Below are 24107 nucleotides of genomic sequence, written 5' to 3' on the forward strand. Positions count from 1 at the left end.
TTGTCCGGCGGGTGTGTGGGGGGGGGTCCCCACAGGCCCCGGGGGGGGGGGGCCCCCCCCCCCCCCCGGCGGCCCGGGGGGGGGGGGGGGCCCGCCCCCCCCCCCCCCCCCCACGCCCCAGCCGTGGCTGTCCCCCACGAAAGCCCCTCGCGTCAGCTGTGGACGTCGGCCCGGCCCAGTTCCTGCAGCTCGGCAACGGTCATCTCACGCCGCTCTCCACCGTCGAGCGTCACCGTGCAGACACCGCCGCCCCATTCCGCACGCCTCACCTGACCGTGCCGGTTCTCCCACTCGACGTAACTGCCGTCCGCGCCCTCCAGCAGCCCCAGTTCACGCGAGAACGTGGCGTACCGGGCGAACCCACGCTCGCCGCCGGTGCTGTGGCTCCGCGTCTTGGTGTTGTCATAGCGCATCTTCACGAACGGTACGGGGGTCCGGTCGAGCTTGGTCGGCTGAAGCATTCTGCGGAATCTCCCCCAGGCCTCTTCCTCCGTCTCCCTGCCGGAAATCTCGATCCGAAAGGCGGGGAACAGCGCATAGGTGACCGCGTTCAGGTCGGGATTCCCGTTCGCGTGATAACCGTGCACCTTGGGCGCCGCGACACCCACGGCGTCGAAATGGCTGCCTTCGTGACGGAAGCCTTCGAGAAGAGTCAACTGGGCCGCCGCCCCGACGAACTCCGGGCTGCGCTCCCGCCCGAACGCGAGCACCGCCCGGACGAGCCCCTCGTCGTTCGCTCCCCGCACATTGACCTGCAGCAAGTGCCCACGGTCCGCGCTCGCTGCGGCGGTGAAGGTGAACATCGGGTTGGGAGACCACCGCCAGGCAGCTTCCATACCGGGGAGTGGTGCGACGCCGGGGAACCCGGAGAGCGCTGAGTCGAAGTCCATGAGGGTCTCCTTGAGGTCACCGTCGGCCGGGCGTTGCTCCGCCGCTGACACGAAAGACACCGCCACGAACCCGTCTCCCACCGTGACGATCAGGTCGGGCTGCCGCACCCTGAGCGCGATCTTCTCCGGGTCGAATTCATTGAACTCGAAGACGAAGTGCTCGGCGATGGCGGGGCGGTCCAGGGGGTCGCCGTCGAGGTCGACCGCGGAATTCGCACGGTCCGCGCCTTGACAGAGGACCGATACGAACAGGGGGGCCACCAGGGCGTCCCAGTTGCCGCCGTAACAGCCGGGGAACCGGAAGGACTTCGCGAAGCCGCGGTGGATTTCCTGCTCGGTGAGCAGTGCGGCGGCGTCGAAGTGGTGCACGGTGCCACCCGTCGTCTCCAAGGTGCGCAACTGCCGTTGGACCTCGGGTGTTCCCGTGGGTACGAGGACGACCCAGGGGGGCGGAGGTCCCTGTCATGTCGAAGCTGGTCACTCAGCAGAACCTCCTTTCCCGCGTCGACATCTGCCCCGGCGTCGAGACAAATGACCCGGTTCAGCGGATCCCCTCGATGAGTTTCTCCAGTGCCTCGTCGCCGGTATCGGCGAGCAGCGTGACACTGTCCATGCCGATATAGACCTTGCCGTCCGGCGCGATTCCCAGATAGCTGTTGCGGCGGTCGGCCTCGCCGACGGGATACAGATACGCGCCCGCTTCCTCGCTGAGTACATCGAAGATCTCGTCGTCCCATTCGGCCGCGAGAGGGTCCAGCCGGAAGCCCATGCGGGCCATCGTCCTGCCCGGCCCCCGCTCCTCGCACGCCAGGCCGCCGAATTCGGCGAGGAAGAGCCGTGCCGCCTCGTGGATCTCGAAGCCGCCGTGTTCGTGCAGGACTCTCTCCCACTCGGCCGTGGGCACGGTTCGCCCGGGGTACCAGCCGGCCGCCCGCAGTACGCGGTCGGTCTCCGCGGACCACAACCTGCTTGCTCGTGACGTGTCCATAGGAGTGGTGGTTTGTTCGGTGGCGGGACCGGGCCGAGCGGTTCAGGGCACGAAGCGGAACGTAGACGTCACCGCGTCGAAGATGTCGAAGAAGGAGTCCGCGAGGCCGAGGACCTGGCTGCTGCCCGAGACGAGGGCGACCTTGCCCTCCTGGCCGGGGACCGGGATGAAGGTCTGCATCAGGACGACGCGGATCGTACGGTCGTCGCCGTCCACGGAGACGTCCTCGATGCCGTACGTGCGGGCCGCGAGGCCGACGCCCGGGATCTCGACCGTCGTGACCTTCCGCCACGCGTCGCCCTCCCGCTTGGCCTCGCGCACGCCGAGCTGGGCGACGATGCGGTCCGGGTCGGTGGGGAGCACGTCGCCGTTGGGCGTGCGGGCGCCGACCAGGGAGACGGTGACCGAGCCCGTGACCGGCGTATCGCCGCCGAAGCTCTCCGCCATGCAGCCGCAGTACAGCGCGCCGGACTGCCAGGCGTCCTTCGACGCCTTGCGCAGGAACGCCTCGAAGGTCTCCCGGTGCGGGGCCAGCTCCGGGCGGGCCCGGACGCGGTCGTTGATCATCTGCCGGATGGCGGCGTCACGCGACTCGGGCCGCACGTCGAACTCCCACCACGTCTCCGGCACCTTGATGCTGAATCCGCCGCGCGCGATGGTCTGCGGTGCTGTGTAGCGGGCCATGGCTGGCACTCTCCCCGTCCCCCGGTCCGTCTGTTTCCGGCCGCCAGCCTACGGGGGCTACTCGCCGGTGGCTCCGTCGATCCGCTCCCTGAGCAGGTCGGCGTGGCCGTTGTGGCGGGCGTACTCCTCGATCATGTGCGTGAGGACGTAACGCACCGAGTACGTGTCGTCGCGGAAGTCGACGGTGACATCAAGGGAGTCGAAGGCGTCCACGATGGCGCGGGAGCGGGCACACTCCGCGTGCCACAGCTCGAACGCCTCGTCGGGATCGGCATCCGCCACGTCGAAGTCGGCCGGGTCGCCGGGTACGCGGCTCTTCCGGTTGGCCCCGGCGGCCTCGCCGCTCAGGACATTGCGGAACCAACTCCGCTCGACCTCGGCGAGGTGCCGCACCAGCCCGAGCAGCGACATGTCGGACGGCGGCACGGCCCGCTCCTTGAGCTGCCCGGCGGTCAGCCCCGCGCACTTCATCGCGAGGGTCTCGCGCTGGTACTGGAGGAAGGCGGTGAGGGAGGTGCGTTCGTCGGCGGGGGCGTGCGGGGGGTCGGTTCGGGGGGTGGGGGCTGGGGGCTTGTCGGGCATAGGGCCATCATGGCCGGGGCGGGGCGGTGCCGTCTTGGTGGGTGGGGCACACCGGTCAGGTCAGGCCGACTGGCCCGAAGGAGGCGCTGGAAGGCCGGAGGGCCGGAACGCCTACGGTGGCGACGTAGTACGCGGCCCGAAGGGCACAGCACCGGCACCCGCACATGCGCCCAGGAAGACACCCACGACCATGGACCTATGGCAGCCCGACCCGGGCGAAACTCTTCTCGTCCGCGCCCCGGTCACCTTCGCCACCGGCGAGGCCATGCGCGTGAAAGGCATGCGCTGGTTCCGGGACACCGAGCGGAACGACATCCAGGGCGAACTGCCGGACTGGCCAGAGGGGCCTACCTACACGGTGCGGTCGGGCGGCAACTCGCTCGTGCGCAACGTCGTCAAGGGCGGCCTGATGACCGTGGGCGTCCTCATCCTGGGCGTCCTCACTTCCCAGGGCGGCAGCTTCGGCAGCAACGGTGGCCCCGGTGCGGGGTCGGACACCCCCGACGAACGAGCCGACGAGGTCGAGGACTTCCCCGTCATGTGGGCCGGCCCCGGCACCCTTGCCCGCACCCTCCCGTGGGAACTCGACCCGGGCCGCATGGACGAGAAGTACTTCACCACGCACGCGATCGTCACTGATCGACGTCTCGTGATCGTGGGGCTCCCGGTCCACAAGAAGAACCTGGACCTCATTGACGACGAAGTTCTCTGGGAGACACCTCGGTCCAACATCAGCGAGGTCGTCCCCCGGGACTTCAAGCACGGGACGGATCTGAAGGTCGTCTTCGCCGACGGGTCGTGGTGCAGGCTGGCGGTCCGCGCTCGTCAGGTGCTCGCCCGGTGCCTGGCCAATCCACTGAATCTCATCCCACTCACCTCGCTCACGTCGGAGCAGCGAGCCACTGCCGAAGCTTTCGCAGCAGCTCAGGCGCCGGATGCCGGACCTGCTCTAGTTTCGCGGAATGCCTGCGGCTGCTACGCCATACGCGTCGTCAAGACGACCTCGGTCACCTCGTACTTCGGGGCATCCGACCGGAGCACCGTCATGGACGCGGACGGCACGGAGCTCGACTTGATGAAGTACCACCCCGAAGACCTCACCTCCTGACACGTGCGCACACGCGGCGCCGACTCAGCCCGCTTCACCAAGTCGCGGTAAATAACGTTGCACGTTACATATTGTTCTCCGTAAAGCTCTCCCCAACTGCCCTGTTCGGGCTTGGTCCGAGCGATGTCGACCGCCGACGATCAACAGGTCCTCCCCATGCCCGCGCCGGTGACCCGTGTCCATCGGCAAGGCACGCAGTTCCGCAGTTCCGCAGTTCCGCAGTTCCGCCGACAAGAAGAGCCAGTAGCGTGGGCACCAAGCGACCCGAATTCCCCCACATAGGCTGGGACCCGACCCCCGGCGACGTCGAGGACACCCGCGCTCTCGCGAAAAAGCTCGGCACCCTCGCATCGGAACTCGGCGGCGCGGTACGCGACTTGGAGCGAATCGAGTGCGGCGCCTGGAAGGGGAAGGCGGCGCTCGCCTTCACCGAATACATCGGCGAGGACGTCACCCCGCTCATCCGCAGGAGCCACGAATCCTTCGCAAAGGCCTCGCGTGCGCTGCACCGGTGGGCCGAAGAGCTGGCGGACTTCCAGGACGAGGCCGACCGGCTCGAGAAGTCCGCGGGCAGGAAGCTCGAGGCACGGGCGGAGGCCGAGGCGGCGGCGGAGGGCAAGGGGAGCGAGGAACTCGGGAAGGCCTCCGGGGCCGTCACCCACGTCACGAACCAGGTCCACGACCTGGAGGACCGCTACAAGAAAGCCGCCGGGGCGATCAGCAGGGAGCTCGACAAGGCGGGCGACATCGCCCCGAATGAGCCCGGCTTCTGGGACAAGCTGGGCAAGGGAATCGCGGACGCGTGGGACGCCACCGGAGAGTGGTTCAAGGACCACGCCGACATGATCAAGGAAATCGGCGATGTGCTGAGCCTGATCAGTAACGCCCTGGGTGTCCTGGCCATCATCACGGCCCCTTTCGAGCCTCTCGGCGCCATCTTCGCCGTCGGCGCCATGGCGACCAGCGGCGCGGCACTGCTGACGCACCTGACGGCCAAGGCCGCCGGGGCGGACGTCAGCTGGACGTCCATGACGTTCGACGCTCTCGGTGTCCTGCCCGGCATCAAGGGGCTCACCGGAGGAGCCGCGCTGGCCAAGGGCACCAGCGCCGCGGCGCGCGCCTCCCAGCTCGGCTCCGGCTATCGCGGGGTGACGAGCATCGGCAAGACGTACAAGCTCTTCGGGCCGCTGAAGGCCACGCCCGTCGTCAAAGTCGGAGAGGGCGGCAGCCGCTTGAGGCTCGCTGCGGAGAGCGGTCTGCAGAACTTCAGGGGCGGTCAGCTGGCCGGAACGAAAACGCTCAACACGCTCGGCTCCAAGCTTCCGTTCGTCAAGAGCGACGAACTGCTCTCCCCCATGAGCAAGGGAGGCCGCGCCTTGGATGCCGCCATCAAGTCCGGCTTGACCGGTTACAAGGGCTACACCATCGCGCACACCGATTACGGAAACTGAGGAACGACCCCGTGAATGACACCGCGTCGTCCCTCTCAGTGGATTCGGCCTCATTGCCACCCATGACGTTCGACCTCCCCGACGGCATGCACGCGATCGAAGTGGCCCTCGACGCCGGTGAACGTGCGGCGGCCGTCCGGCAATTCGTCCGCGACCTCTACCCGAGAGGTGACGAGCCGCTCTGGGAGGCCCTGAGCGCGCTCTACGGCGAGACGGCGGACAGCATGCCGGCCGACGGCATCGCCTTTTTCGGCATCGGGTTGTACGAGATCGAGAACGGGGGCGTCGCGCACTGCTCCCTCACTTTGTCGGTATGGGACTCCGGTTCCGTCGACCAGGAGGTGGCGGCCCAGGGAATCCGCGCCGCTCTCGGCACAAACCCTCTGTACGACGTGACCTGGCTCGACCTGCCCTGCGGCCCCGCCGTGTCGGCCATCTCCATGCGGCGCCTCGTCATTGACGGACGATTCACACGAAGCGGCGAGGACGAGGAACTGGTGATGGGCCAGTTCCAGGTGCACATCCCCTTCGCGAACGGCCCGTACACGGCGGTTTTCACTCTGGATACGGCATCCATGGAACAGTGGGAGGAATTCACCCATGCCGTAGCGGGCATCGTCGGATCGGTGACGTTTCCCCTCGTCACGGGTGCCTCCTCCGATGGCCAGCAGGATGGCCCCGGAGGCCCGCGGAGAGAGACAAATCGCTGATGGACTGGTACCCGAACGCCGATGAGCGACTGCTCCTGCGTACGTCGGTCAGGTTCGCCACTGGTCTGGCGCCGGCGGTATCCGGATGCCGGTGGTTCCGGGACGTCGAACGCCGCGACATTCAGGATGAGTTGGAGCGGGCGGGGTGGCCCGCCGGGCCCACGTATGAGTTGCGTTCCGCGGGCGACAAGGCGGCCCGCCGTACCGGGCGCGCTCTGCTGGTCGGCATCCCGCTGGTCGCGAACCTCATCGCGAACCTCGGAGGGGCGGCGGGTACCCCTCTGGGGGAGGTCGCGGGCCGGGGCAGGCCCGATGAGCCCGAGAACGAGGTGCACGACTTCCCCGTCATGTGGGCCGCGCCCGGGGCCCTCGCCCGGGCCGTCCCCTGGCAGCTGGATCCCGAACGGCGCCCCGAGGACCGCGCGACCGACCTGGTTCTGACGGACCGCCGTCTGCTTTTCCTCGCGACCCGTAGGGGGAGCTTGGGAAAGGCCGAGGTGCTGGGCGAGTTCGCACGCGATTCCGTCGCCGAAGTCCGTCGTATGAAGTTCAGTGAGATCCAGGCGGATGTGCGGATCACGTTCACCGACCGTTCCTGGGTACGGCTGGCCGTCGGCAACCCTGACGATGCCGAGCGGCTGGGCCAGGTCCTCGGCGGTGCCGTCCGCATGCTCACGGAGAGCGAATTGTCCGCGGGGCAGCTGGACCGGGTGACGCGCTTCATGGCCGACCTTCCGAAGACGGCGCACCCTCCCACGTACAGCCGCCTGCGCAGTGGTGTCACGCTGGTCGAGTCGCGTGTCCCGGTGAAGGCAGGGTCGGGCCTCTTCGAGAACCACTCGATCCTGATGGACGACTCGGGAGGGCCGGCGGAGCCGGCGCCTGGCGACCTGTGAGACGACACACTTCGGGCTTCTGCCCCCGTTCCTGTCTCCCTTCCTGCCCACGGAAAGCGCGCAGCTGACCTGGGCAGCGCCCGGCTGATGGACCGGAAGCCCCATCTCGGGGAGGTGGAGGCGAGGCGACGCGGCTGGATGTAGCGGGTCGCGACCGAGAGCGGACACCGGCTTTCGGACACGGGGTCCGGCCCGTCCCAGGCCGGCCCTCGGATTGTCAGCTCCGGGGGCCTCCCCCTTCCAGGCTGACCCCCGGATCATCGCCTCACCTCACGGGGACGACCGCCGCCCCCACTCAACCAATCGGCCCCCAATCCCTCCGCGGCCGCTCAGCCTCCCCCACTACGCCCCTCGCGGGAGCAGCCGTACGCCGCCGCCCGGACCGCGCATCGCTCACCAAGCCGTACAGCAGGCCGACCACTCCGCCGATCGCGGGCAGGCCGAGGAGCCCAGCAGCGCCGAGCGAGAACCAGCCCTGGCTGTCACCGGCGTACAGAGCACGGATCCCGGTGACGGCGAAACACGTCACCAGCACGGCCCAGGGCAGCAGCCACGGCCAGAACCCGGGCTCGGGGACCGGCTCCTCGCGGCGGCCCTCGCAGTACGCCGCGTACCAGTACCGCACACACCACCAGACCACGGTCCAGACCGACACCGCCGCCGCCCCGAGCCCCACCCGCATCAGCCATCCGATGCCGTCATCGAACGCGCCGAAGGTCAGCCCGACCCCGAGTATCAGCGTCACCAGGAAGAGCATCGTGCCGACGGCGAGACGGTGCCGGCGACTGCCGTCGAGAGCGCGGTGCGAGATGAACATGCCACCACCTTAGGGAAGAGCGCGACCGGCTCCGGGGCCCCCTTACTTCCCCAGGACATCCACAGAACGGGCCCCGAAACGGGTGCATGATCATGGCAAAGTAGTGCCCCGTGCCATGCGGCAGCCCACTTAAGTACCGTATGGATTGCGCCAGCGCGGCCGAGATGCGACACAAATCCGGCAAGCGCGGCACGTACGGCAAGCGTGGCAAGAACGGCAAGCGCGGCGGGACAGCGAGAACGGGGAGACATGTCCGGATCCGACCTGGTCGTCGACTTTCAGTTGCTCAACAAGTCGGCGAGCCAACTGAGCGCCATCGAGACCGAGTTCAAGAACCTCGGCGAATGGAAGGACGACATCAAGTCGGCGGTCGGCGCATCCGACATCAAGGATGCGATGGGCGACTTCGTCGACAACTGGGACAAGAACCGCAAACGCCTTCTCGAATCTCTCGGCGAGGTCGGAAAGATGGTCGAGAACACGCGGGACGCGTTCAAGAAGCTGGAAGACCAGTTGTCGAAGTCGGGCAAGAAGAAAGAGAAGTAGCGCCGCGCAGTGTGCACTGCGCACTGGGCACTGCACGGACAGGCTTTATCGCATTCGGGGGAGAAAGAAATGGCTAGGCCCAAGGACTGGCAACCGCTGCGCGAGAGCGACCCCGTGCCGGGTGACCCCGTGGCGGTGCGCGAGCAGGTCAAGCACATGAAGAAGATCGCCGAGTACCTGCGCACTCAGGCCGAGGCGCTCAACGCGATGGCGGACGCGGACAACCTCAAGGGCAAGTATGCGGAGAAGCTGGGCGAGGACTCCCGCGCCCTCGGCCGCAAGCTCGACGAAGCCGAGGACCGCTATCGCGAGGTCAAGGGCCACCTCTCCGGCTGGGCAGAGGATCTCGAAGGATTCCAGAAGCGGGCCGACAAGGCGCTCGACGACGCCAAGGAAGCCAAGCGCGTCATCGACGCCCACGAGAACAAGCCCGACTCCGACAAGAAGGACAAGGACGGCGACGACAAGGACAAGAAGGGCGACAAGGGCTCGGACACCGAGGACCCGGCGCTGAAAAAGGCCAAGGAGGACTTGGAGGATGCCCGCGGGCGGCTCAACTCCGCGGCCGGGGACTACGACGAGCGCGCGAGCCACTACGCGGGCAAGATACGCAAATCCATCGACGACGACATGAAGGACAGTTGGTGGAACGACTTCAAGGCCTGGGTCGCCGACGCCGACTGGATCGGTGACTGGGCGGACAAGCTCAGCTGGCTCGCCACGGTCGTCGGCATCGCCGCCATGTTCTTCCCGGCGCTCGGCGTCATCGCGCTCGCTCTCACCATCGTCGTGGCCGCCGCCCACCTGCTGATGGCGGCGACAGGCAATGGATCATGGTTCGACGTCGTCATGGACATCGGCGCGCTCAAGATGGCGCGCAACGGCGTGAAGGCCGCCAAGGCCATCAAGGCGTTGCAGCAGAGCTCCCGGAAAACCGCTGCCGGAGTGGCCAAGGAGGGCGCCCAGTCCAGCGCGGCCGCGACCCGCAAGAACGCCATGAAGAACGCGGCCAAGGGTGAGAAGAAGGGCGGCGGCAGGTCGGGCGGCGACCGCCAGCGGAACCGGGCCCGCCGCCTCAAGATGGAGCAGAAGAACCGCACGGCCGGCAAGAAGGCGGGCGACGAGGTACGCGATGCCGAGATGCCCCAGATCACCGCGCAGGAGAAGGCGAGCATGCTCGGCGACGCCCAGCTCGGCAAGCAGATGAAGGACATCAACAAGTGGCGTGACACCTACCCGGACAACACCAAGCTGGCCGACAACGCCCGCGAGGCCGCACGCCAGAAGGACGCGCTCCGGGGCTCGTGGGCGGTCGGCACCGGCCTCGATGCCGCCGACAAGGGCGGCGACGCGGTCTCCGACGGCGAGTACGGCAGGATGAAGGACCGTATGACGACGCCGCTGCCGGGGACGTCGCGATGGTGAGAGAAGCACGTTGATGACCGAAAAGAAGCAACCGCCGGCCGAGTCCGGAGCATGGTCGGACCGACAGGCCCGGCGCCTGGCATTCGGCGTCGTCGCCTTCAGGTGGATCTTCGTCCTGGCCCTTCTCCGCATGTTCGCCACGCCCGCGACCAAGGACTTCTTCGACGAGGAGCTGGTCCCGTGGGCGACGTGGGAGTGGTCGCTGTGCTCGCTCACGCCGGGCCTGCTGATCTGGTGGGCGCGCCGCCCAGAGGACTGGAAGGAACTGTCGGGCGAGCGCTCGCTCGTGCGCATCGCGCTCGTCTTCTACCTGCTCTACGCCTTGGCCTTCGCCCTGGCCCAGGGCGTCTGGGTGCTCTGGATCGCCGTCGCCGCGTCCCTCGCCGGTCTGGCCGGTATGTGGCATCTCAACCGCAAGGAACAAGCACGTGCTGTCTGACCAGTCCGAGCCGTCCACGGAGCCGGACACCACGAACGCCGACACCCGCACCGGCACAAAGACCGGCACCGGCACCGGCACCGATGCTGCGGAGGAGGCGCCGGTCACCGGCTACCGCATCCTCCTGCCGTCGGAATGGGCTCAGGTCCCCCTGCGTCAGGGGACGGAGGACGCCGTCCGCCGCATCCTGGACGAGGCCTACTCCCGCATACCCGCCGACGCCCCACGGGACAAGGTCGGACCGTACAAGCGCGAGTTGGAACGTCGTTTCCGCGCGTCCGTCGCAGAGGCCCAGCAGAGCAAGGCCCTGGATCTGTACCTGCCGGTGAAGCCCATGGGCGACTTCACCGTCGGCGCTTCGATCCTGGTGTCGGAGTCCGTCGTGCCCCGGCGCCCCGGACAGCGCGCGGCCGTGTCCGAACCGACCGAGGTGGCGGTGCAGTTGCTGTCCCGGGACGGTGTCGAGGACGCCGATCTGAGCTCGGGCGAGATCGACGGTGCGCTGGCAGTACGCCGCGAGCACGTGGCTGACGCAGCCCTGGGCAAGGGCGCCGAACTCGCCTCACGGCGCGTCGAGTACATCCTGTCCGTGCCGGACGATCCGGACCGCTGGTTCGTCGCCGCGTTCTCGACGGTCGGCGGCGGGGACCCCCGGGACGAACTGGCCGAGGTCCTCGTCGAATGGTTCGACGCCGTGATGGCCAACTTCCGCTGGAGCCGGGATTCGGGATGACCACTGAAGCGAAAAAGTACTTCTGGAGCATCATCGACATCGAGGACATCGATGCCGACGCCTGGATCCTCGTCCCGCCGCGAGCGGGCCTGGGCGCTCCTTCGGAGATGTGGGACGACATCGGCGCCTGGGCCCGGGAGATCGCCGAGGAGTTGTGGGAGGACCACGATCTCGACCCCGGCCCCAACGGCGTCGACTTCGTCGCCGGCACCCTGCAGCGCACCGCCGAGGCCATGGCCCCGCCCGGCTCGGACCACTGGGTCTTCCTCCACCTGGACCACCCGACGGACGTGCCGCTCCCGGTCCTCGCCGCCATCGGCCCCGCGTCGGGCCCCCGCGAGGAAACCCTCCGCGCCCTCACCGAGGCGGACGACGAGAGCGCCGTCGAGCCCCCGGTCGTCAAGCCCATCAAGTCCGACAAACTCGGCAAAGGGCTGACCACCTTCCGCTACGTCCCCCAGGAGGGCTCCCCGCACCTCCTGGCCTGTGTCCGTTACGCATGGCAGGTCGAGGACCACGCGGCGGACGTCGTGATCTGGACGGCGTCGGAGGACATCGCCCACGTCATGCGCGCGGCGGAGGATCTGGAAACGCTCGCACGGTCGCTGGGGGTCTGGGCACCCTGAGGCCCTCAGGGTGCTGTGCGTCCCCCGTGCGTCACGACACGGTGACAGTCGGCCAGGATGCGGTGACTTGCCCCGCTATCCACCCTGGCGGGACGAGCAACCCCACGGTTAACGTCGGCACGCTGGAGACACCCCTCGCCCCACCGGGAGCCGACCGTGAACCGCCGCACCATGCCCGTCACCGCCGCGCTCGCCGCGACCGCAGCCCTGCTCCTGACGGCATGCGGCAGCGGAGACGACGGTGACTCGAAGGACAAGGACAAGATCGCCGGAGCCGACGTGAACTCGGCCAAGCCGAAGAAGTCGGCGGACCCGTCGGGAGCCCCCGCCGCCGACAAACCGGACGGCGTGGACGTCTCGCTGCCGAAGAGCATGAACCTCGTCTTCGACTGGGACAAGCCGGAGAACAAGAACGAGGCGGCGGCGATGAATGACGCCGCGAACTTCATGCGTGCCATTTATCGGGGCGTCGACAAGCGCACGTCGAAGGACGCGGCGGTCACCGCCTATTCCACCGGCGACGGCCTCCACTACGCCAAGGTCCAGATCGACAGCAGGCTCGACGGCGGCTGGACGGCCACCGGCACCCGACGCCATTACCAGGCCACCACGCGGTCAGCTCCGAACGGCAAGTCGGTAGAGGTCGCGTTCTGCGTGGACTCGAGCAAGTTCTACGGCAAAGAGATCAAGACCGGAAAGGTCCTGAAGAGCAAGCCCAGCATCGCGGACTACGACCACTTCAAGATCGTGATGACCAAATTCCCTACGGGCGACGACTTGTGGCAGGCCACCAAGGTGTTCGTCGAGACGAAGGCCAGGAAATGCCAGTGAACAGACCACGGCTCATGACCTTCTGGACCGGTGCCACCGCCCTGACACTCGCAATCGGCACCATCACCCTCGCCGAACCGGCATACGCGGCGGAACCCGCCAGCAACGGCGGTGGCAGCAACACTGAACAGCAAGGCGGCAGCGACAAGTCCGGAAACGGCATCTACGCCGCCGCGAAAGTCCAGTACTCCGGAGCAGTCGCCAAGGGCGGCGGCAGCGGCAACGTCGCCTCGGCCGACGTCAACTGGAACCCGCCCCCCTGCTGGTACGCCCCGACCTACGGCGCCAAGGAATTCAAGAAGAAGATGTCCAAGGAGCTCAAGGACGCCGCGAGCGCGCCCGGAATGTCCGGGCACGCGGGCGCGGCGATCAATGAGCTCCAGCGGCACTACGAGGACGACTACGGCTGGACGGACACTCCCGGCTACAAGGACTACAACGTCGACAAGGACGGCGAGGGGATGTTCTGGGCGGCCGTCGAGAACCCCGACGAGCCGGACATCCTGAAACGGACGTCGTGCAGTGACATCCCGTTCTGGGTCGAGAACGGCGAAGCTCCGCCGCCCCAGTACGAGGAGGCCATCTCCCCGGAGATCCTCGCGGCCCTCGCCTACCAGCACATGGAGCTCCCGAAGACCAAGGTCACCCTCGCGCCCGACGGCACCACCAAGGTCAAGCTGCCCACGTGGGCGTGGCTCGACAAGGCCGAGTTCGACGAGGTGAAGGCGACCGCGGCCATCAACGTCCCCGGTTTCAACATCGAGGCGACGACGACCGCCAGGCCCAGGTCGCTCACCCTCGACCCCGGCACCGAGGACGCGACCACTCTCCCCGCCAACGGCGAATGCCCCATCGTCGACGGCAAGATCGGCGAGCCGTACGCGAAGGGCAAGGCGAAGGAGACCCCGCCCTGCGGCATCGTCTACGGCCGCTCGTCGGGCGGCGCCACGTTCCCCCTGAAGGCCTCCCTCACGTGGGAGATCAGCTGGACGGGCACGGGCCAGGACGCCGCGGTGGGCATGCCCGACGGGAAGATCGAGGCGGTCCAGGACGTCACCGTCGAGGAAGTGCAATCGATCAACCGATGACGGCCGGCGACAGAGACGTGCGGAGGCAAGCATGACCGACCTCGGGGTGGATTTCGATTACCTCTATACGATCAAGAAGGACCTCGGCGCGGTGATGACTACGTTCCGCTGGAGGACCGAGTGAACGTCACCTTCTCCCTCGACACGGACAGCGACGCCACCGTCTGGCTCGCGATGCCCATCCTCGGCGAAGGACGTGGCGCCGCCCGGGAGCGCAAGAAGTGGGCCCGCCGCACCTCGGAACTGCTCTGGGCGCTCGTCGACGACGAAACGGCCGACAAGAAGCAGATCAAAATGCTGGCGTTCGAGCTGGACTCCGTGGCGGAGCAGCTCCCCCGGACGGTCCCGGTGCATCAGGTCTTCCTCTACGTCCCCGACCCGCGCCGGGAGTTCCTCACCTTCCTCGTACACGCGGGCCCGAGCGAGGGTGACGTCGACGCGACGCTGGACGAGCTCGTCCAGAAGAAGGAGCCCGGGGCCGTACAGGACCCCGAGGTGGTCGACTTCGACACCGAGCGTCTGGGCCGAGGCAAACGCTCCATCCGTTACTTCGTCGCCGCCAAGGCGGAGTCCATGTGCGTCTCGGTGAACTACGCCTGGCGCATTGAATCCCTCGGCATCGACGTGATCGTACGGACCGTCGGCGAGGACATCGGCTGGATCACCTCGAACATCGACGAGTTCGACGCATTCGCCAGAAGCCTGTTCGTCAATCTCGACACCTGAAACAAGGGCTTGAATCCACCACGCCCGGCCGGGCACGCGGGCGCGGCGATCAATGAGCTCCAGCGGCACTAAGAGGAGAGTCCTGACGTGACATCCAGGGGCGACCAGCGCATGATCACCCAACGCCTCGGCATCCGGGCCGAAGCGGCGGGATGGTGCACGATCGACGAGGTCCCCGATCCTCCGGCCGAGGTGCTCCGGGCAGCCGGTGAGCCGCGGCTGCGCCCGGCGGCCATGCCTCCGTTGGGCATGCTCGGCACGGCGCTGGCCGTACCTCTCCTGCCGTTCGTCAGCCTGCTGTCCCTGCTGGACCGTCTCCGGGAGTTCTTGTTCGAGAACAACGGAGGCGAGAATCGGCGAGCGCGTGAGGACGAGGCGCGGCTCAAGATACTCGTCGACAAGCAGGGGCTCGACCGCGTTTTCGACGGCAACTGGAGCGGGGAGGCGGGGCAGTTCCTGCTGCGCTGGTACAGCCATTCCTCTCACCACCAGCGTTTCGTCGTCGCGACTCAGGACGAGATCGTTCTGGCTGCCCCGCCGCGCCGCGTCTCGGTGGGGCGGGAGAAGCACATGGAGATCGTCGCCCGCCTGCCCGCCGGGGCAGCAGAGCTCGTCGACCCGTTCCACGGGGAGTTCCGCTCCCAGTTGCTGCTGCTGAAGTTCCGTGACGCGTCCTGGATCCGGCTCACGACGGAGGAGTTCCGCAGCGAACTCCATATGCACGCGATTCGACAACCTCGGGCCAGCACCTGACGTCGTACTCCGCCGTTGTCACGCTTGCTTGGCGCCATTCCCTCAGCCGCAGCCGTCGTCCCCCTACCCGCAGGAGTCACAGCACGATGACAAACCGCCAAAATAGGGCGACTTGACCCGTATCTGCGCTCCTCCGGCAACGGGGCGTACGACCTGAAGGCGACCCTCACGTGGGAGGTCACCTGGGAGGGGACAGGCGTACCCGGCGGCACACTCCCCAACGGCAGCTTCGGCACCACCCAGAACATCACCGTCGAGGAAGTCCAGTCGGTCAACCGGTAACCGGAGCGGAGCCGAGCGGCCGAGCGCAGGGGGGCGTCGCGCAGACCCTCCCCCTCTATTCCCAGTGCAGCGTCCCGGCCACCATGTCGAAGAGTTCCACCATCTTTGGCGCCAGGCCTTCCATCGGGGTGGAGAAGGTGAGGGTCAGCCACTGCTTACTCGCGGGGACGGGTACGTGGTACGCCACGGTGGTCGTCGCGAGGGTGTTGCCCATCTGGCGCTCAGGGTCGGGAGCCTCGGTCTTCTCGGTCCGTACGGCGTCGCCCCCGGCCTCCAGCCTCCGCACCTCCGCGGGGCGGCCGGTGTCCGCCAGCCGACGGGCCAGGTCGTACGCCGTGGTGCAGCCCGGCCAACCGTCCGGCAGCAGGCTCACCAGCAGCGAGGACGCCAGCGGCAGACCATCGACGGTCAGCAGCGAGATGTACAGCTCGAGGCCACCCTGGCTGTGCGCCGCCTTGGCCTGCTTCTGCAGGTCGCGCATCAGTCGCTCTTTGAGCACAGGGGCGTTGTCGATGCCGGCGAACTGGCGGTCGGCCAGCGCGGTGATACCGCGGTCGCGCTCTTCGGGGTCGAGATGCAGTTGGAACCAGCCGGCGGGGACGAGGATCGTGTAGTCGCTGGGAGGGGTGTCCCATTCCGTCTTCAGGGGCATGTCAGGTCTCGCTGGTTGAGCCGGAGGCGCCGTCCGGGGCGGGTTCCGCGAGTTCCGCGGGGACCGGCAGCAGGCGCATGGTGGGCATGAGGCGGTCGACGGCATCCGTCAGCTCGTCTGTCCGCTCAAAGTTCGCCCACCTCGCCTCGACCACCAGGATCTCCTCCTGGCCATCCGGCCAGACCCCGTATCGGAGGGCCTCGCTGAGTTTCTTGCCCCAGCCGAAGCGCCGCCCTTCGGCCAGCACCGCCTGCACACGGACCGCGGATCCGATCGGCAATTGGACGTCGGACACCTGCGCCTCGCCCTTCACCTGCGCATAGGACCACTTCATCAACTGGGGCAGATACTCCTGCGGTGAAGGCCGCTGCACGTCGTCCTCTCCGTATGCGAAGACCGACAGGTCCGCGAGCAGAATCCCGGCCTCCGTGTAGGCGACCGTTGTCAGCACCGGTCCGGCCTCGAACGCTGTCAGAGCGAGGTTCTCCAGCTCGGCCTGCAGGTCGGACTTACCGACTCCGAGCTTCAATGGATTGAACTGCTCCACAAGGCCTGCCGCCATCTGTCGGGCCGCTTCCCGAGTACCTTCGTGAAGTGTCAGAGGGAGCCAGCCGTCGTCGAAATCAAAATCGACGATGTAATCTTCCTCGACGTCGTTCGTACTCCCCATTGATTCCTGCTGGTCTCGCTCCATCAGCTCACCTCATCGATAAGTAGACCACCAGCAGTGATTCCGCTGCCGGCAGCGTTCAATGCCGTCGCTCGAAGCGACAGTTTGTTGACCGCGTATCCGTCACCCAGACTCTTGCCGAGGTGCTTCAACTCCTTGAGGTCCGAGGCAACGGATGCATCCGCCAGGGACATGGACTTGACCCCTCCTCTGATCACGCTTCCGTTACCGCGGTCGCGCAGCACCTGCGCCGATTCGCGGAAACCGCCCTTGAAAGCGTCTGTCCACGTGGAGCCCTTGAAGACTTCGGTGACCGGCTCCCGGATCGACTTCGCGATGTCACCCTGCTGGAAACCCTTGACGTGGCCCACATCGCGGTTGAACTTGTGGCGATTGCGCTTGTTCTGCCGAGGGGTCTGCTTGCCACCCTTGGCGGCCCTCATACGGTCCAACAGGCCCTTGGCGTAGCGGCCGCTGATCTTGGACATCGCCTTGCCCGCGCCCATCATGAGCAACCCCACCGCAGCGGTGGCGAGATCCGTCCACGACTCGTCCCCCATGGCGACCTGCACCGCCGTGCAAGCAATATTGATCAACGTCGCCGCCATGGAGATGGCCCCCAAGAGGCCCGCCATCCCTTGACCGATGACGGGGATCCAGCCGACGGCCAGCGCCGCGAGCCCCGCGTACTTCGAGATGTCTTCCGTCCAGCCCGCCGCCCACTCCACGAAATCCGCGAAGTCGTCCCAGAAGCCGTCCTTGAGTGCGTCGTCAGAGATGACCTCGTCGATCGCCTCGCGCGCCAGACGCGCCGCCGTGTCGCGGATGCTCTGTGCCTTGCGCAGTTTCTCCCGGGCCGCCTCCAAGGACTTCCCGGCGGCGTCCGCCCGGTCCTCCAGCTTTTCCTTGCGGTCCTTGCCGGCGTCCTTCTTGGATCCGTCGCCCCCTCCCGAATTCCCGGGCAGGGAGTCCAGTCCCTTCTGGGCGGCGCTCTTGTCGGCCTCGGCCTCCTGCGCTTCCTTCCGGGCGATCTCGGCGATCCGCTGGGCCCGCTGGAGTTCTGTGGCGTAATTGCCGGGCTGTGCCGAGGCGTTCGACTCGTAGTCGGAACCGTGGTCCACGATCCGGTCGCCGACCGCGTCGGCCACCGTCTCGTAGCGCTTGTGCGCGGCCTCCAGGCGCCCGCGGCACTTCTTCGCCTTCTCGCGGAACTCCTTGCCCGCGTCGCTGTCCCAGGATTCCACCTCGGACGCCGCTTTGAGGTGCCGCACCTGTCGTTCGAGTTCGTCGGCCGTCTTACGGAGCTTGCGACCCAGCTGTTCCAGGCGCTCGGGGTCGCCGGGGACCGGGTCCTGATCGGCCAGCGGCTGCCAGTCCCGGGGGCGGGCGCTCGCCATCAGGCCCTCTTCTTTTTCTTGTCGGCCTCACGGAGGGCCTTGGCCAGTTCGCTGTCGATCGTTTCGTACGTCTTCGCGGCGGTCTTCGCTATCTCACCGAGCCGCTTGACCTCTTCGCCGAGCTCCTCACGGTGACTCTCCCAGTTCTCGACGAAGTCCCCGAACTGCCAGGCCAGGTCGTGCTCCCCGAAGTCGTCCTCGTACTGGCCCTTCAGCTTCCCGAGCCCGTCGAACGCCTCCTTGATCCTCCCGAGACCGATGCCCATCTCCCGGATGACATTCAGGTCGTCGATCTTCGCGTACTCGCCCATCGGCACCCCCAGTCACGTCGTGATGTCCCGCACCCCTGAGATGCAACGAGAGCGGGGTGACGGCGATACCCCCCGTCACCCCGCTCCAGACGCACACAAGCCGAGCCGGCCGCCTACTTCCGCGCAGCCCGCCCCAGCTCGTCGTCGATCTGCTCGTACTTGTCGGCGGCGTTCGTCAGGTAGTCGCCCATGCCGTCCAGGCCCTCGAGGGTCTTCTTCGCGCCCTCGACGAAGTCGTCGAAGTTCTCGTCGAACGCCTTCGAGGCGCTCTTCGTGACGAAGCCCGTCTCGACGAGGTTCTTGATGTACTTCTTCAGGCCGTCCAGCTTCTCGTTGAGCTTGTCCTTCTCCTTGACGACGTGCTTCGCCGCGTCACGCATGTCCTGATATGTGACATCAAGGTCCTTGGCCATGAGGCTCTCTCCCTATCAACTCGCCGCAGGGCCAACCCCCGTGGCTCCTCTTTGCGGATGGTGCGATCTTCCGCTCGTGCGCCAGCAGCTTACGGGTGAGGTTGCCGGGAACGCAGCCCGGTTGAGTCACAGCTCTGCTATGAGCGAGTGCGAAGTGGTGGGCTTGGTTCCGTTATGGGGCCGCTGCGGGGACTGTGTGCAGGCCGTTGCCTGTGGGAAGGGGGGAGCGGATACCGCCGGGCGCGAGCGGATATCGTCAGGCGCATTGTTCAGCTCCGGGGAGGACGATCGTGCGCCTGACTCTGACCGTCGTCGATCCGTTCGGCGGGGGCTCCGCCGACGTGGTTCTCGACGCCGATCCCGAGTCCACCGTGCAGGACATCGCGGTGGAACTGGCCCGGCAGGTCGGCCGCGACGGTGCACAGATCATTCCGATCGGGCAGGGGCAGCAGGCGCCCGGCCGCGGCGCCCCGATGATCTACGTCGACGGGTACGCCGTCGACCCCACCGCCACCGTCGTCACCTCGCCGCTGCGCGAGGGCGCCGTCGTGAGCCTCGACGATCCCGCCGGGTGTCTGCCGGGCGAGCCCTCCGGGCTCGTCGAGCTGCGCGTCGCGAGCGGGGCCGCCGCCGGCGCCGTGCACCGGCTCGGGATCGGGCGGTACGACATCGGCAGCGGGCCCGCCTCGTACATCCGGATCGACGATCCCGAGATGGCGTCGCGCGCCCTCACGTTGTCAGTTGCAACCGACGGGACCTGCCACGTCACCCTCCACGGGGGAGAGAAGGCGAAAGAGGGCGTCACCGTCGACGGGGAGCCCTTCGGTGTGGAGAAGGAGGAGCCCGAGCCGGCGGGGGCGGCCGTCCCGCCCGAAGGGGAGTCGCGGAAGGAGCGGAAGGCTCGGGAGAAGCGGGAGAAGCAGGCGCACAAGGAGTGGAAGGAGCGGCGGGACGCGCGGGTGAAGGCGCGGGCCAAGGGCCCGGCCGACACCGTCGCCTGGCCGCTCGGCGCGCAGATCGCCCTCGGCAACACCCTCCTCGAACTCGTCAGGTACACCCCTCCGAACGCCGCCCTCAAGTGGTCCGAGGACGGTGCCGGTCTCGACTACAACCGGCCCCCGCGGCTGCGCCCGCCCGAGCGCCAGACCTCCTTCCGGCTGCCCACCCCACCCCGGGAGTACGAGGCGCGGCCGCTGCCGTGGCTGATGGCGCTGTTCCCGCTGGTCGGTGCCGTCGTCGCGGCGATGATCTTCGACCGCTGGTACTACCTGATCATGGCGGGGCTGAGCCCCATCATGCTGTTCGGCAACTACTTCATGGACAAGAAGCACGGGCGCAAGTCCCATGCGAAGCAGGTCAAGGAGTACAAGGAGACCAAGGCGCGGATCGAGAAGGACGCTCAGGACGCGCTGGTCGCCGAGCGGCTCGACCGGCGCAGCGCCGTGCCCGACCCGGCCACCGTGCTCGCGCTGAGCACCGGTCCGCGGACCCGGCTGTGGGAGCGGCGGCGCACCGACGCCGATCACCTCCTCATGCGCTTCGGCACCGGGCGGCTGCCCTCCGAGGTCGTGCTGGACGACCCGGAGAAGGACGACCACCGGCGGCAGGTGACCTGGCACATCGAGGACGCGCCGGTCGCCCTGCCGCTGAAGGGGCTCGGGGTCATCGGCATCGCGGGGCCCGACGACTCCGCGACGGCCCTCGGCCGCTGGGCGGTCGCGCAGGCCGCGACGCTGCACAGCCCGATGGACGTGCAGTTCTACGTGCTGACCGAGGCCACGTCGAAGGAGAGCTGGGACTGGGTGCGGTGGCTGCCGCACGCCCGTCCGTCGGGCGGCCAGGACATCAACGTCCTCATCGGGACGGATGCCGAGACCGTCGGCGCCCGCATAGGTGAGCTGACCCAGATCCTCGACGCGCGCGTGAAGGCCATGGAGGAGAACAAGGGCCAGGGCGCGAACTTCTCCGATCCGGACATCGTCGTGGTGTGGGACGGGTCGCGGCGGCTGCGGTCCCTGCCGGGTGTGGTGCGGCTGCTGCGCGAGGGTCCCGCCGTGCACATGTACGCGCTCTGCCTCGACACCGAGGAACGGTTCCTGCCCGGCGAGTGCCAGGCCTTCGTGGTCGCCGAGCCGAAGCCGGATCCGATGCCGGACCCGAACGCCTACCCGAACGCCTACGCGAGCGGCATGGCCCCTCAGGCACCCAGGGGTGCCTCGCACGCGCCCGCCCCGCCCCAGCAGGCCCCCGGCGGTTTCCCCTCCTTCCAGGCCTGGCACACCACCGCGCCCGACCCGCAGCAGGCCGACGCCCCGCGGGAGTTGAGGCTGCGCGTGGAGATGAGCGGGGCCGAGCGGCTGCGTGACGTGCGCCCGGACTTCGTGACGCCCGCCTGGTGTCTGCGTCTTGCGCGGTCCATCTCGCCGCTGCGCGACATCAGCGGGGAGACCGAGGACTCGGCGCTGCCGGGCTCCAGCCGCCTCCTCGACGTACTCCAGCTGGAGCCGCCGACGTCCGGGGCGATCACCGCCAGGTGGCAGGCGGGCGGGCAGTCGACGATGGCCGTCATCGGTGAGTCGTACGACGGGCCCTTCGGCATCGACATGCGCAAGGACGGGCCGCACGGTCTCATCGCCGGTACGACCGGTTCCGGTAAGTCCGAGCTGCTGCAGACCATCGTGGCCGCCCTCGCCGTGGCCAATACGCCCGAGAACATGACCTTCGTCCTCGTCGACTACAAGGGCGGCTCCGCGTTCAAGGACTGTGTGAAGCTGCCGCACACCGTCGGCATGGTCACCGACCTCGACGCGCACCTCGTCGAGCGCGCCCTCGAATCGCTCGGCGCCGAGCTCAAGCGGCGCGAGCACATCCTCGCGGACGCCGACGCCAAGGACATCGAGGACTACCAGGACCTCGTGCGGCGCGACCCGTCACACGCTCCCGTGCCTCGACTCCTCATCGTCATCGACGAGTTCGCCTCCATGGTGCGCGACCTGCCCGACTTCGTGACCGGGCTCGTCAACATCGCCCAGCGAGGCCGTTCGCTCGGCATCCACCTGCTCCTCGCCACCCAGCGGCCCTCCGGTGTCGTCTCCCCCGAGATCCGCGCCAACACCAACCTCCGCATCGCGCTGCGCGTGACGGACGGCGGCGAGTCCACCGACGTCATCGACTCCCCCGAGGCCGGGCACATCAGCAAGAACACGCCCGGCCGCGCCTATGTCCGGCTCGGGCACGCCTCGCTCGTGCCCTTCCAGTCGGGGCGCGTCGGTGGCCGCAGGCCCGGTGCCGCCGACCCGGCGCTGCTCGCGCCCTGGGTCGACGCCCTCGACTGGTCGGCGCTCGGCCGCGCCTCGCTGGCGAAGCCGAAGGCGCAGGCCCGCGAGGAGGAGGAGATCACCGACCTGAAGGTCCTGGTCGACGAGATCATCGAGGCCAACCGGGTCATGGGCATCCCCGCCCAGCACAGCCCGTGGCTGCCCGCGCTCGGCGAGACCGTGCTGCTCGACGAGATCCCCGCGCCCGCGCCGCGCACGGCTCCCGGGGCGCTCACGCCCGCCCCGTACGGCGTCGAGGACCTGCCCGCCGACCAGGCCCGCCGCCCGGTCGTCGTGGACTTCGCGAGCTTCGGCCACCTGATGATCGGCGGCGCTCCGCGCTCCGGCCGCTCGCAGGTGCTCCGTACGATCGCGGGCTCCCTGGCGCGCACGCACTCCTGCGCCGACGTCCACCTGTACGGCATCGACTGCGGCAACGGCGCGCTCAACGCGCTGACCCGGCTGCCGCACTGCGGCGCCGTCGTCGGCCGCAACCAGACCGAGCGCGTGGTGCGCCTCATCAACCGGCTCAAGGGCGAACTCACCCGCCGCCAGGACCTCCTCGCCGACAAGGGGTACGCGGACATCGGCGAGCAGCGGGCCGACGCCGCCGAGGACGAGCGCCTGCCGCACCTCGTCGTGCTGCTCGACCGGTGGGAGGGCTGGCTGCCCACGCTCGGCGAGATCGACCACGGGTCGCTCACCGACGAGATCACCACGATCATGCGCGAGGGCGCGAGCGTCGGCATCCACATGGTGATGACGGGTGACCGGCAGATCCTGGTGGGCCGCATCTCCTCGCTGACCGAGGACAAGTACGGCCTGCGCCTCGCCGACCGCTCCGACTTCTCGATGCTCGGCATCCCGGCCCGCAAGGTCCCCGAGGAGATCGCGCCGGGCCGCGCCTTCCGCAACGAGAGCGGTACGGAGACGCAGTTCGCGCTGCTCTCCGAGGACTCCACGGGCCAGGGGCAGGCCGCCGCGATCGCCGCGATCGGTGAGCAGGCCGCGGCCCGGGACGCCGAAGTGCCGCGCCACCGCCGCCCGTTCCGCGTCGACACGCTGCCGAGCCGGATCACCTTCGAGGAGGCGTGGGAGCTCCGCGACCCGGAGGCATCCCGCTCGAAGCTGTGGGCGCTGGTGGGCATCGGCGGCGACGAGGTCATGGGGTACGGCCCCGACCTGGCGCAGGGCGTACCGGCGTTCGTCATCGCGGGCCCGGCTAAGTCGGGACGCTCGACGGTCCTGATGAACATGGCGCGTTCGTTCCGCGCGCAGGGTGTACGCCTGGTCGTCGCCGCCCCGCGCCAGTCGCCGCTGCGTGAACTGGAGGGCGCCGAGGGCGTGTTGAAGGTGTTCACCGGCGACGACATCGACGAGGACGAGTTTGAGGAGCTCATCGACGGGGCGGACGCGTCACCGGACGAGCCGGTCGTCGTGCTGATCGACGACGCCGAGATCCTGGAGGACGCGGACGCGGCGAGCCAGTTCAAGCGGATCATCCAGCGCGGCGCCGACCTGGGCCTCGCCCTGGTCCTCGCCGGTGACGAGGAGGACGTGTGCAGCGGCTTCTCGGGCTGGCAGGTCGACGCGAAGAAGGGCCGCCGCGGCATTCTGCTGTCGCCGCAGGACAGCTCCAGCGGCGAACTCATCGGGCTCAGGATCTCGCGCAGCGTGGTCGGCGGCCCGGTGACGCCCGGCAAGGGCATGCTGCACCTCGGCAACGGCGAACTCGCCACGCTGACCACTCCGTCGTAAGTCCGAGGGGGGCG

General features: G+C 68.3%; 24 protein-coding genes. 14 read left to right on the top strand and 10 right to left on the bottom strand.

The features are described from left to right. Window positions 1–152: 152 nt before the first annotated feature. From ACH4D5_RS37870 to ACH4D5_RS37885, 4 genes are all read right to left on the bottom strand, one after another. On the bottom strand, window positions 153–1280 hold the full coding sequence (locus ACH4D5_RS37870) for a barstar family protein (protein ID WP_398312475.1): 1128 nt from the start codon (window positions 1278–1280) through the stop codon (window positions 153–155). 151 nt (window positions 1281–1431) lie between these two features. Next, window positions 1432–1878 carry an SUKH-3 domain-containing protein gene (locus tag ACH4D5_RS37875; RefSeq protein WP_398312477.1) on the bottom strand — a complete coding sequence of 149 codons (447 nt, stop codon included), beginning with the start codon at window positions 1876–1878 and terminating at the stop codon, window positions 1432–1434. Window positions 1879–1920: 42 nt separating this feature from the next. After that, on the bottom strand, window positions 1921–2562 hold the full coding sequence (locus ACH4D5_RS37880; RefSeq protein WP_398312479.1) for a hypothetical protein: 642 nt from the start codon (window positions 2560–2562) through the stop codon (window positions 1921–1923). Between the two features lie 57 nt (window positions 2563–2619). Beyond that, a complete protein-coding gene (locus tag ACH4D5_RS37885) occupies window positions 2620–3144 on the bottom strand; it encodes a DinB family protein (RefSeq protein WP_398312482.1) in 525 nt (174 codons plus the stop codon). Between the two features lie 190 nt (window positions 3145–3334). On the opposite strand from ACH4D5_RS37885, the gene ACH4D5_RS37890 reads away from it, so the two are divergent. The 4 genes from ACH4D5_RS37890 to ACH4D5_RS37905 all read left to right on the top strand — a co-directional run bounded on the left by ACH4D5_RS37890 (window position 3335) and on the right by ACH4D5_RS37905 (window position 7309). Next, window positions 3335–4252: a hypothetical protein gene (locus tag ACH4D5_RS37890; protein WP_398312485.1), complete on the top strand. Its 918-nt coding sequence runs from the start codon at window positions 3335–3337 to the stop codon at window positions 4250–4252. A gap of 248 nt (window positions 4253–4500) precedes the next feature. After that, window positions 4501–5703, top strand: a complete 1203-nt coding sequence (locus ACH4D5_RS37895; protein ID WP_398312488.1) for an enoyl-CoA hydratase/isomerase family protein — start codon at window positions 4501–4503, stop codon at window positions 5701–5703. A gap of 62 nt (window positions 5704–5765) precedes the next feature. Next, window positions 5766–6413, top strand: a complete 648-nt coding sequence (locus ACH4D5_RS37900; RefSeq protein WP_398312491.1) for a hypothetical protein — start codon at window positions 5766–5768, stop codon at window positions 6411–6413. After that, window positions 6413–7309, top strand: coding sequence for a hypothetical protein (locus ACH4D5_RS37905; RefSeq protein WP_398312494.1), 897 nt, complete (start codon window positions 6413–6415; stop codon window positions 7307–7309). The genes ACH4D5_RS37900 and ACH4D5_RS37905 overlap by 1 nt, the downstream gene beginning before the upstream one ends. A gap of 295 nt (window positions 7310–7604) precedes the next feature. Here the strand turns inward: ACH4D5_RS37905 and ACH4D5_RS37910 are convergent, their stop codons facing one another. Beyond that, window positions 7605–8126, bottom strand: a complete 522-nt coding sequence (locus ACH4D5_RS37910) for a hypothetical protein (protein ID WP_398312497.1) — start codon at window positions 8124–8126, stop codon at window positions 7605–7607. A 249-nt stretch (window positions 8127–8375) separates the two neighbouring features. On the opposite strand from ACH4D5_RS37910, the gene ACH4D5_RS37915 reads away from it, so the two are divergent. The 9 genes from ACH4D5_RS37915 (at window position 8376) to ACH4D5_RS37955 (ending at window position 15293) form a co-directional block, all read left to right on the top strand. Further along, entirely contained in the window at window positions 8376–8672 is a 297-nt protein-coding gene (locus ACH4D5_RS37915) for a hypothetical protein (RefSeq protein ID WP_398312500.1), read from the top strand. Window positions 8673–8741: 69 nt separating this feature from the next. Beyond that, on the top strand, window positions 8742–10097 hold the full coding sequence (locus ACH4D5_RS37920) for a putative T7SS-secreted protein (protein WP_398312502.1): 1356 nt from the start codon (window positions 8742–8744) through the stop codon (window positions 10095–10097). Between the two features lie 13 nt (window positions 10098–10110). Continuing rightward, entirely contained in the window at window positions 10111–10536 is a 426-nt protein-coding gene (locus ACH4D5_RS37925; RefSeq protein ID WP_398312504.1) for a hypothetical protein, read from the top strand. Further along, window positions 10526–11269, top strand: coding sequence for a hypothetical protein (locus tag ACH4D5_RS37930; RefSeq protein WP_398312507.1), 744 nt, complete (start codon window positions 10526–10528; stop codon window positions 11267–11269). Before ACH4D5_RS37925 ends, ACH4D5_RS37930 begins: the two co-directional genes overlap by 11 nt. Next, a complete protein-coding gene (locus ACH4D5_RS37935; protein ID WP_398312510.1) occupies window positions 11266–11895 on the top strand; it encodes a hypothetical protein in 630 nt (209 codons plus the stop codon). The genes ACH4D5_RS37930 and ACH4D5_RS37935 overlap by 4 nt, the downstream gene beginning before the upstream one ends. Window positions 11896–12051: 156 nt before the next feature. Beyond that, on the top strand, window positions 12052–12726 hold the full coding sequence (locus ACH4D5_RS37940; protein WP_398312513.1) for a hypothetical protein: 675 nt from the start codon (window positions 12052–12054) through the stop codon (window positions 12724–12726). Between the two features lie 14 nt (window positions 12727–12740). Continuing rightward, on the top strand, window positions 12741–13814 hold the full coding sequence (locus ACH4D5_RS37945) for a hypothetical protein (protein WP_398312516.1): 1074 nt from the start codon (window positions 12741–12743) through the stop codon (window positions 13812–13814). 120 nt (window positions 13815–13934) lie between these two features. After that, window positions 13935–14540 carry a hypothetical protein gene (locus ACH4D5_RS37950; RefSeq protein ID WP_398312519.1) on the top strand — a complete coding sequence of 202 codons (606 nt, stop codon included), beginning with the start codon at window positions 13935–13937 and terminating at the stop codon, window positions 14538–14540. A gap of 87 nt (window positions 14541–14627) precedes the next feature. Further along, on the top strand, window positions 14628–15293 hold the full coding sequence (locus ACH4D5_RS37955; RefSeq protein ID WP_398312522.1) for a hypothetical protein: 666 nt from the start codon (window positions 14628–14630) through the stop codon (window positions 15291–15293). A 337-nt stretch (window positions 15294–15630) separates the two neighbouring features. Here the strand turns inward: ACH4D5_RS37955 and ACH4D5_RS37960 are convergent, their stop codons facing one another. The 5 genes from ACH4D5_RS37960 to ACH4D5_RS37980 form a co-directional block, all read right to left on the bottom strand. Next, window positions 15631–16227, bottom strand: coding sequence for a hypothetical protein (locus ACH4D5_RS37960; protein WP_398312525.1), 597 nt, complete (start codon window positions 16225–16227; stop codon window positions 15631–15633). Window position 16228: 1 nt separating this feature from the next. Then, on the bottom strand, window positions 16229–16921 hold the full coding sequence (locus ACH4D5_RS37965; RefSeq protein ID WP_398312528.1) for a hypothetical protein: 693 nt from the start codon (window positions 16919–16921) through the stop codon (window positions 16229–16231). Then, window positions 16921–18294, bottom strand: a complete 1374-nt coding sequence (locus ACH4D5_RS37970) for a hypothetical protein (protein WP_398312531.1) — start codon at window positions 18292–18294, stop codon at window positions 16921–16923. The genes ACH4D5_RS37965 and ACH4D5_RS37970 overlap by 1 nt, the downstream gene beginning before the upstream one ends. Then, on the bottom strand, window positions 18294–18605 hold the full coding sequence (locus ACH4D5_RS37975; RefSeq protein WP_398312534.1) for a hypothetical protein: 312 nt from the start codon (window positions 18603–18605) through the stop codon (window positions 18294–18296). The genes ACH4D5_RS37970 and ACH4D5_RS37975 overlap by 1 nt, the downstream gene beginning before the upstream one ends. A gap of 113 nt (window positions 18606–18718) precedes the next feature. After that, complete coding sequence (locus tag ACH4D5_RS37980; RefSeq protein ID WP_127910200.1) at window positions 18719–19018, bottom strand: WXG100 family type VII secretion target; 300 nt, start codon at window positions 19016–19018, stop codon at window positions 18719–18721. 290 nt (window positions 19019–19308) lie between these two features. Between ACH4D5_RS37980 and ACH4D5_RS37985 the strand changes: the two genes are divergently transcribed. Next, a complete protein-coding gene (locus ACH4D5_RS37985) occupies window positions 19309–24093 on the top strand; it encodes an FtsK/SpoIIIE domain-containing protein (RefSeq protein ID WP_398312537.1) in 4785 nt (1594 codons plus the stop codon). Window positions 24094–24107 lie beyond the last annotated feature (14 nt).

This window comes from Streptomyces sp. NPDC018029 (assembly GCF_044327655.1).
Classification (GTDB): Bacteria; Actinomycetota; Actinomycetes; order Streptomycetales; family Streptomycetaceae; genus Streptomyces.

What these genes read in the sequence shown, in the direction of transcription:
- ACH4D5_RS37880 (WP_398312479.1), bottom strand. Translation starts at nt 2,562, where the DNA reads ATGGCCCGCTACACAGCACCGCAGACCATCGCGCGCGGCGGATTCAGC.
- ACH4D5_RS37935 (WP_398312510.1), top strand. Translation starts at nt 11,266, where the DNA reads ATGACCACTGAAGCGAAAAAGTACTTCTGGAGCATCATCGACATCGAG.
- ACH4D5_RS37915 (WP_398312500.1), top strand. Translation starts at nt 8,376, where the DNA reads ATGTCCGGATCCGACCTGGTCGTCGACTTTCAGTTGCTCAACAAGTCG.
- ACH4D5_RS37925 (WP_398312504.1), top strand. Translation starts at nt 10,111, where the DNA reads ATGACCGAAAAGAAGCAACCGCCGGCCGAGTCCGGAGCATGGTCGGAC.
- ACH4D5_RS37970 (WP_398312531.1), bottom strand. Translation starts at nt 18,294, where the DNA reads ATGGCGAGCGCCCGCCCCCGGGACTGGCAGCCGCTGGCCGATCAGGAC.
- ACH4D5_RS37875 (WP_398312477.1), bottom strand. Translation starts at nt 1,878, where the DNA reads ATGGACACGTCACGAGCAAGCAGGTTGTGGTCCGCGGAGACCGACCGC.
- ACH4D5_RS37905 (WP_398312494.1), top strand. Translation starts at nt 6,413, where the DNA reads ATGGACTGGTACCCGAACGCCGATGAGCGACTGCTCCTGCGTACGTCG.
- ACH4D5_RS37920 (WP_398312502.1), top strand. Translation starts at nt 8,742, where the DNA reads ATGGCTAGGCCCAAGGACTGGCAACCGCTGCGCGAGAGCGACCCCGTG.
- ACH4D5_RS37910 (WP_398312497.1), bottom strand. Translation starts at nt 8,126, where the DNA reads ATGTTCATCTCGCACCGCGCTCTCGACGGCAGTCGCCGGCACCGTCTC.
- ACH4D5_RS37945 (WP_398312516.1), top strand. Translation starts at nt 12,741, where the DNA reads ATGACCTTCTGGACCGGTGCCACCGCCCTGACACTCGCAATCGGCACC.
- ACH4D5_RS37890 (WP_398312485.1), top strand. Translation starts at nt 3,335, where the DNA reads ATGGACCTATGGCAGCCCGACCCGGGCGAAACTCTTCTCGTCCGCGCC.
- ACH4D5_RS37960 (WP_398312525.1), bottom strand. Translation starts at nt 16,227, where the DNA reads ATGCCCCTGAAGACGGAATGGGACACCCCTCCCAGCGACTACACGATC.
- ACH4D5_RS37975 (WP_398312534.1), bottom strand. Translation starts at nt 18,605, where the DNA reads ATGGGCGAGTACGCGAAGATCGACGACCTGAATGTCATCCGGGAGATG.
- ACH4D5_RS37885 (WP_398312482.1), bottom strand. Translation starts at nt 3,144, where the DNA reads ATGCCCGACAAGCCCCCAGCCCCCACCCCCCGAACCGACCCCCCGCAC.
- ACH4D5_RS37965 (WP_398312528.1), bottom strand. Translation starts at nt 16,921, where the DNA reads ATGGAGCGAGACCAGCAGGAATCAATGGGGAGTACGAACGACGTCGAG.
- ACH4D5_RS37980 (WP_127910200.1), bottom strand. Translation starts at nt 19,018, where the DNA reads ATGGCCAAGGACCTTGATGTCACATATCAGGACATGCGTGACGCGGCG.
- ACH4D5_RS37900 (WP_398312491.1), top strand. Translation starts at nt 5,766, where the DNA reads ATGACGTTCGACCTCCCCGACGGCATGCACGCGATCGAAGTGGCCCTC.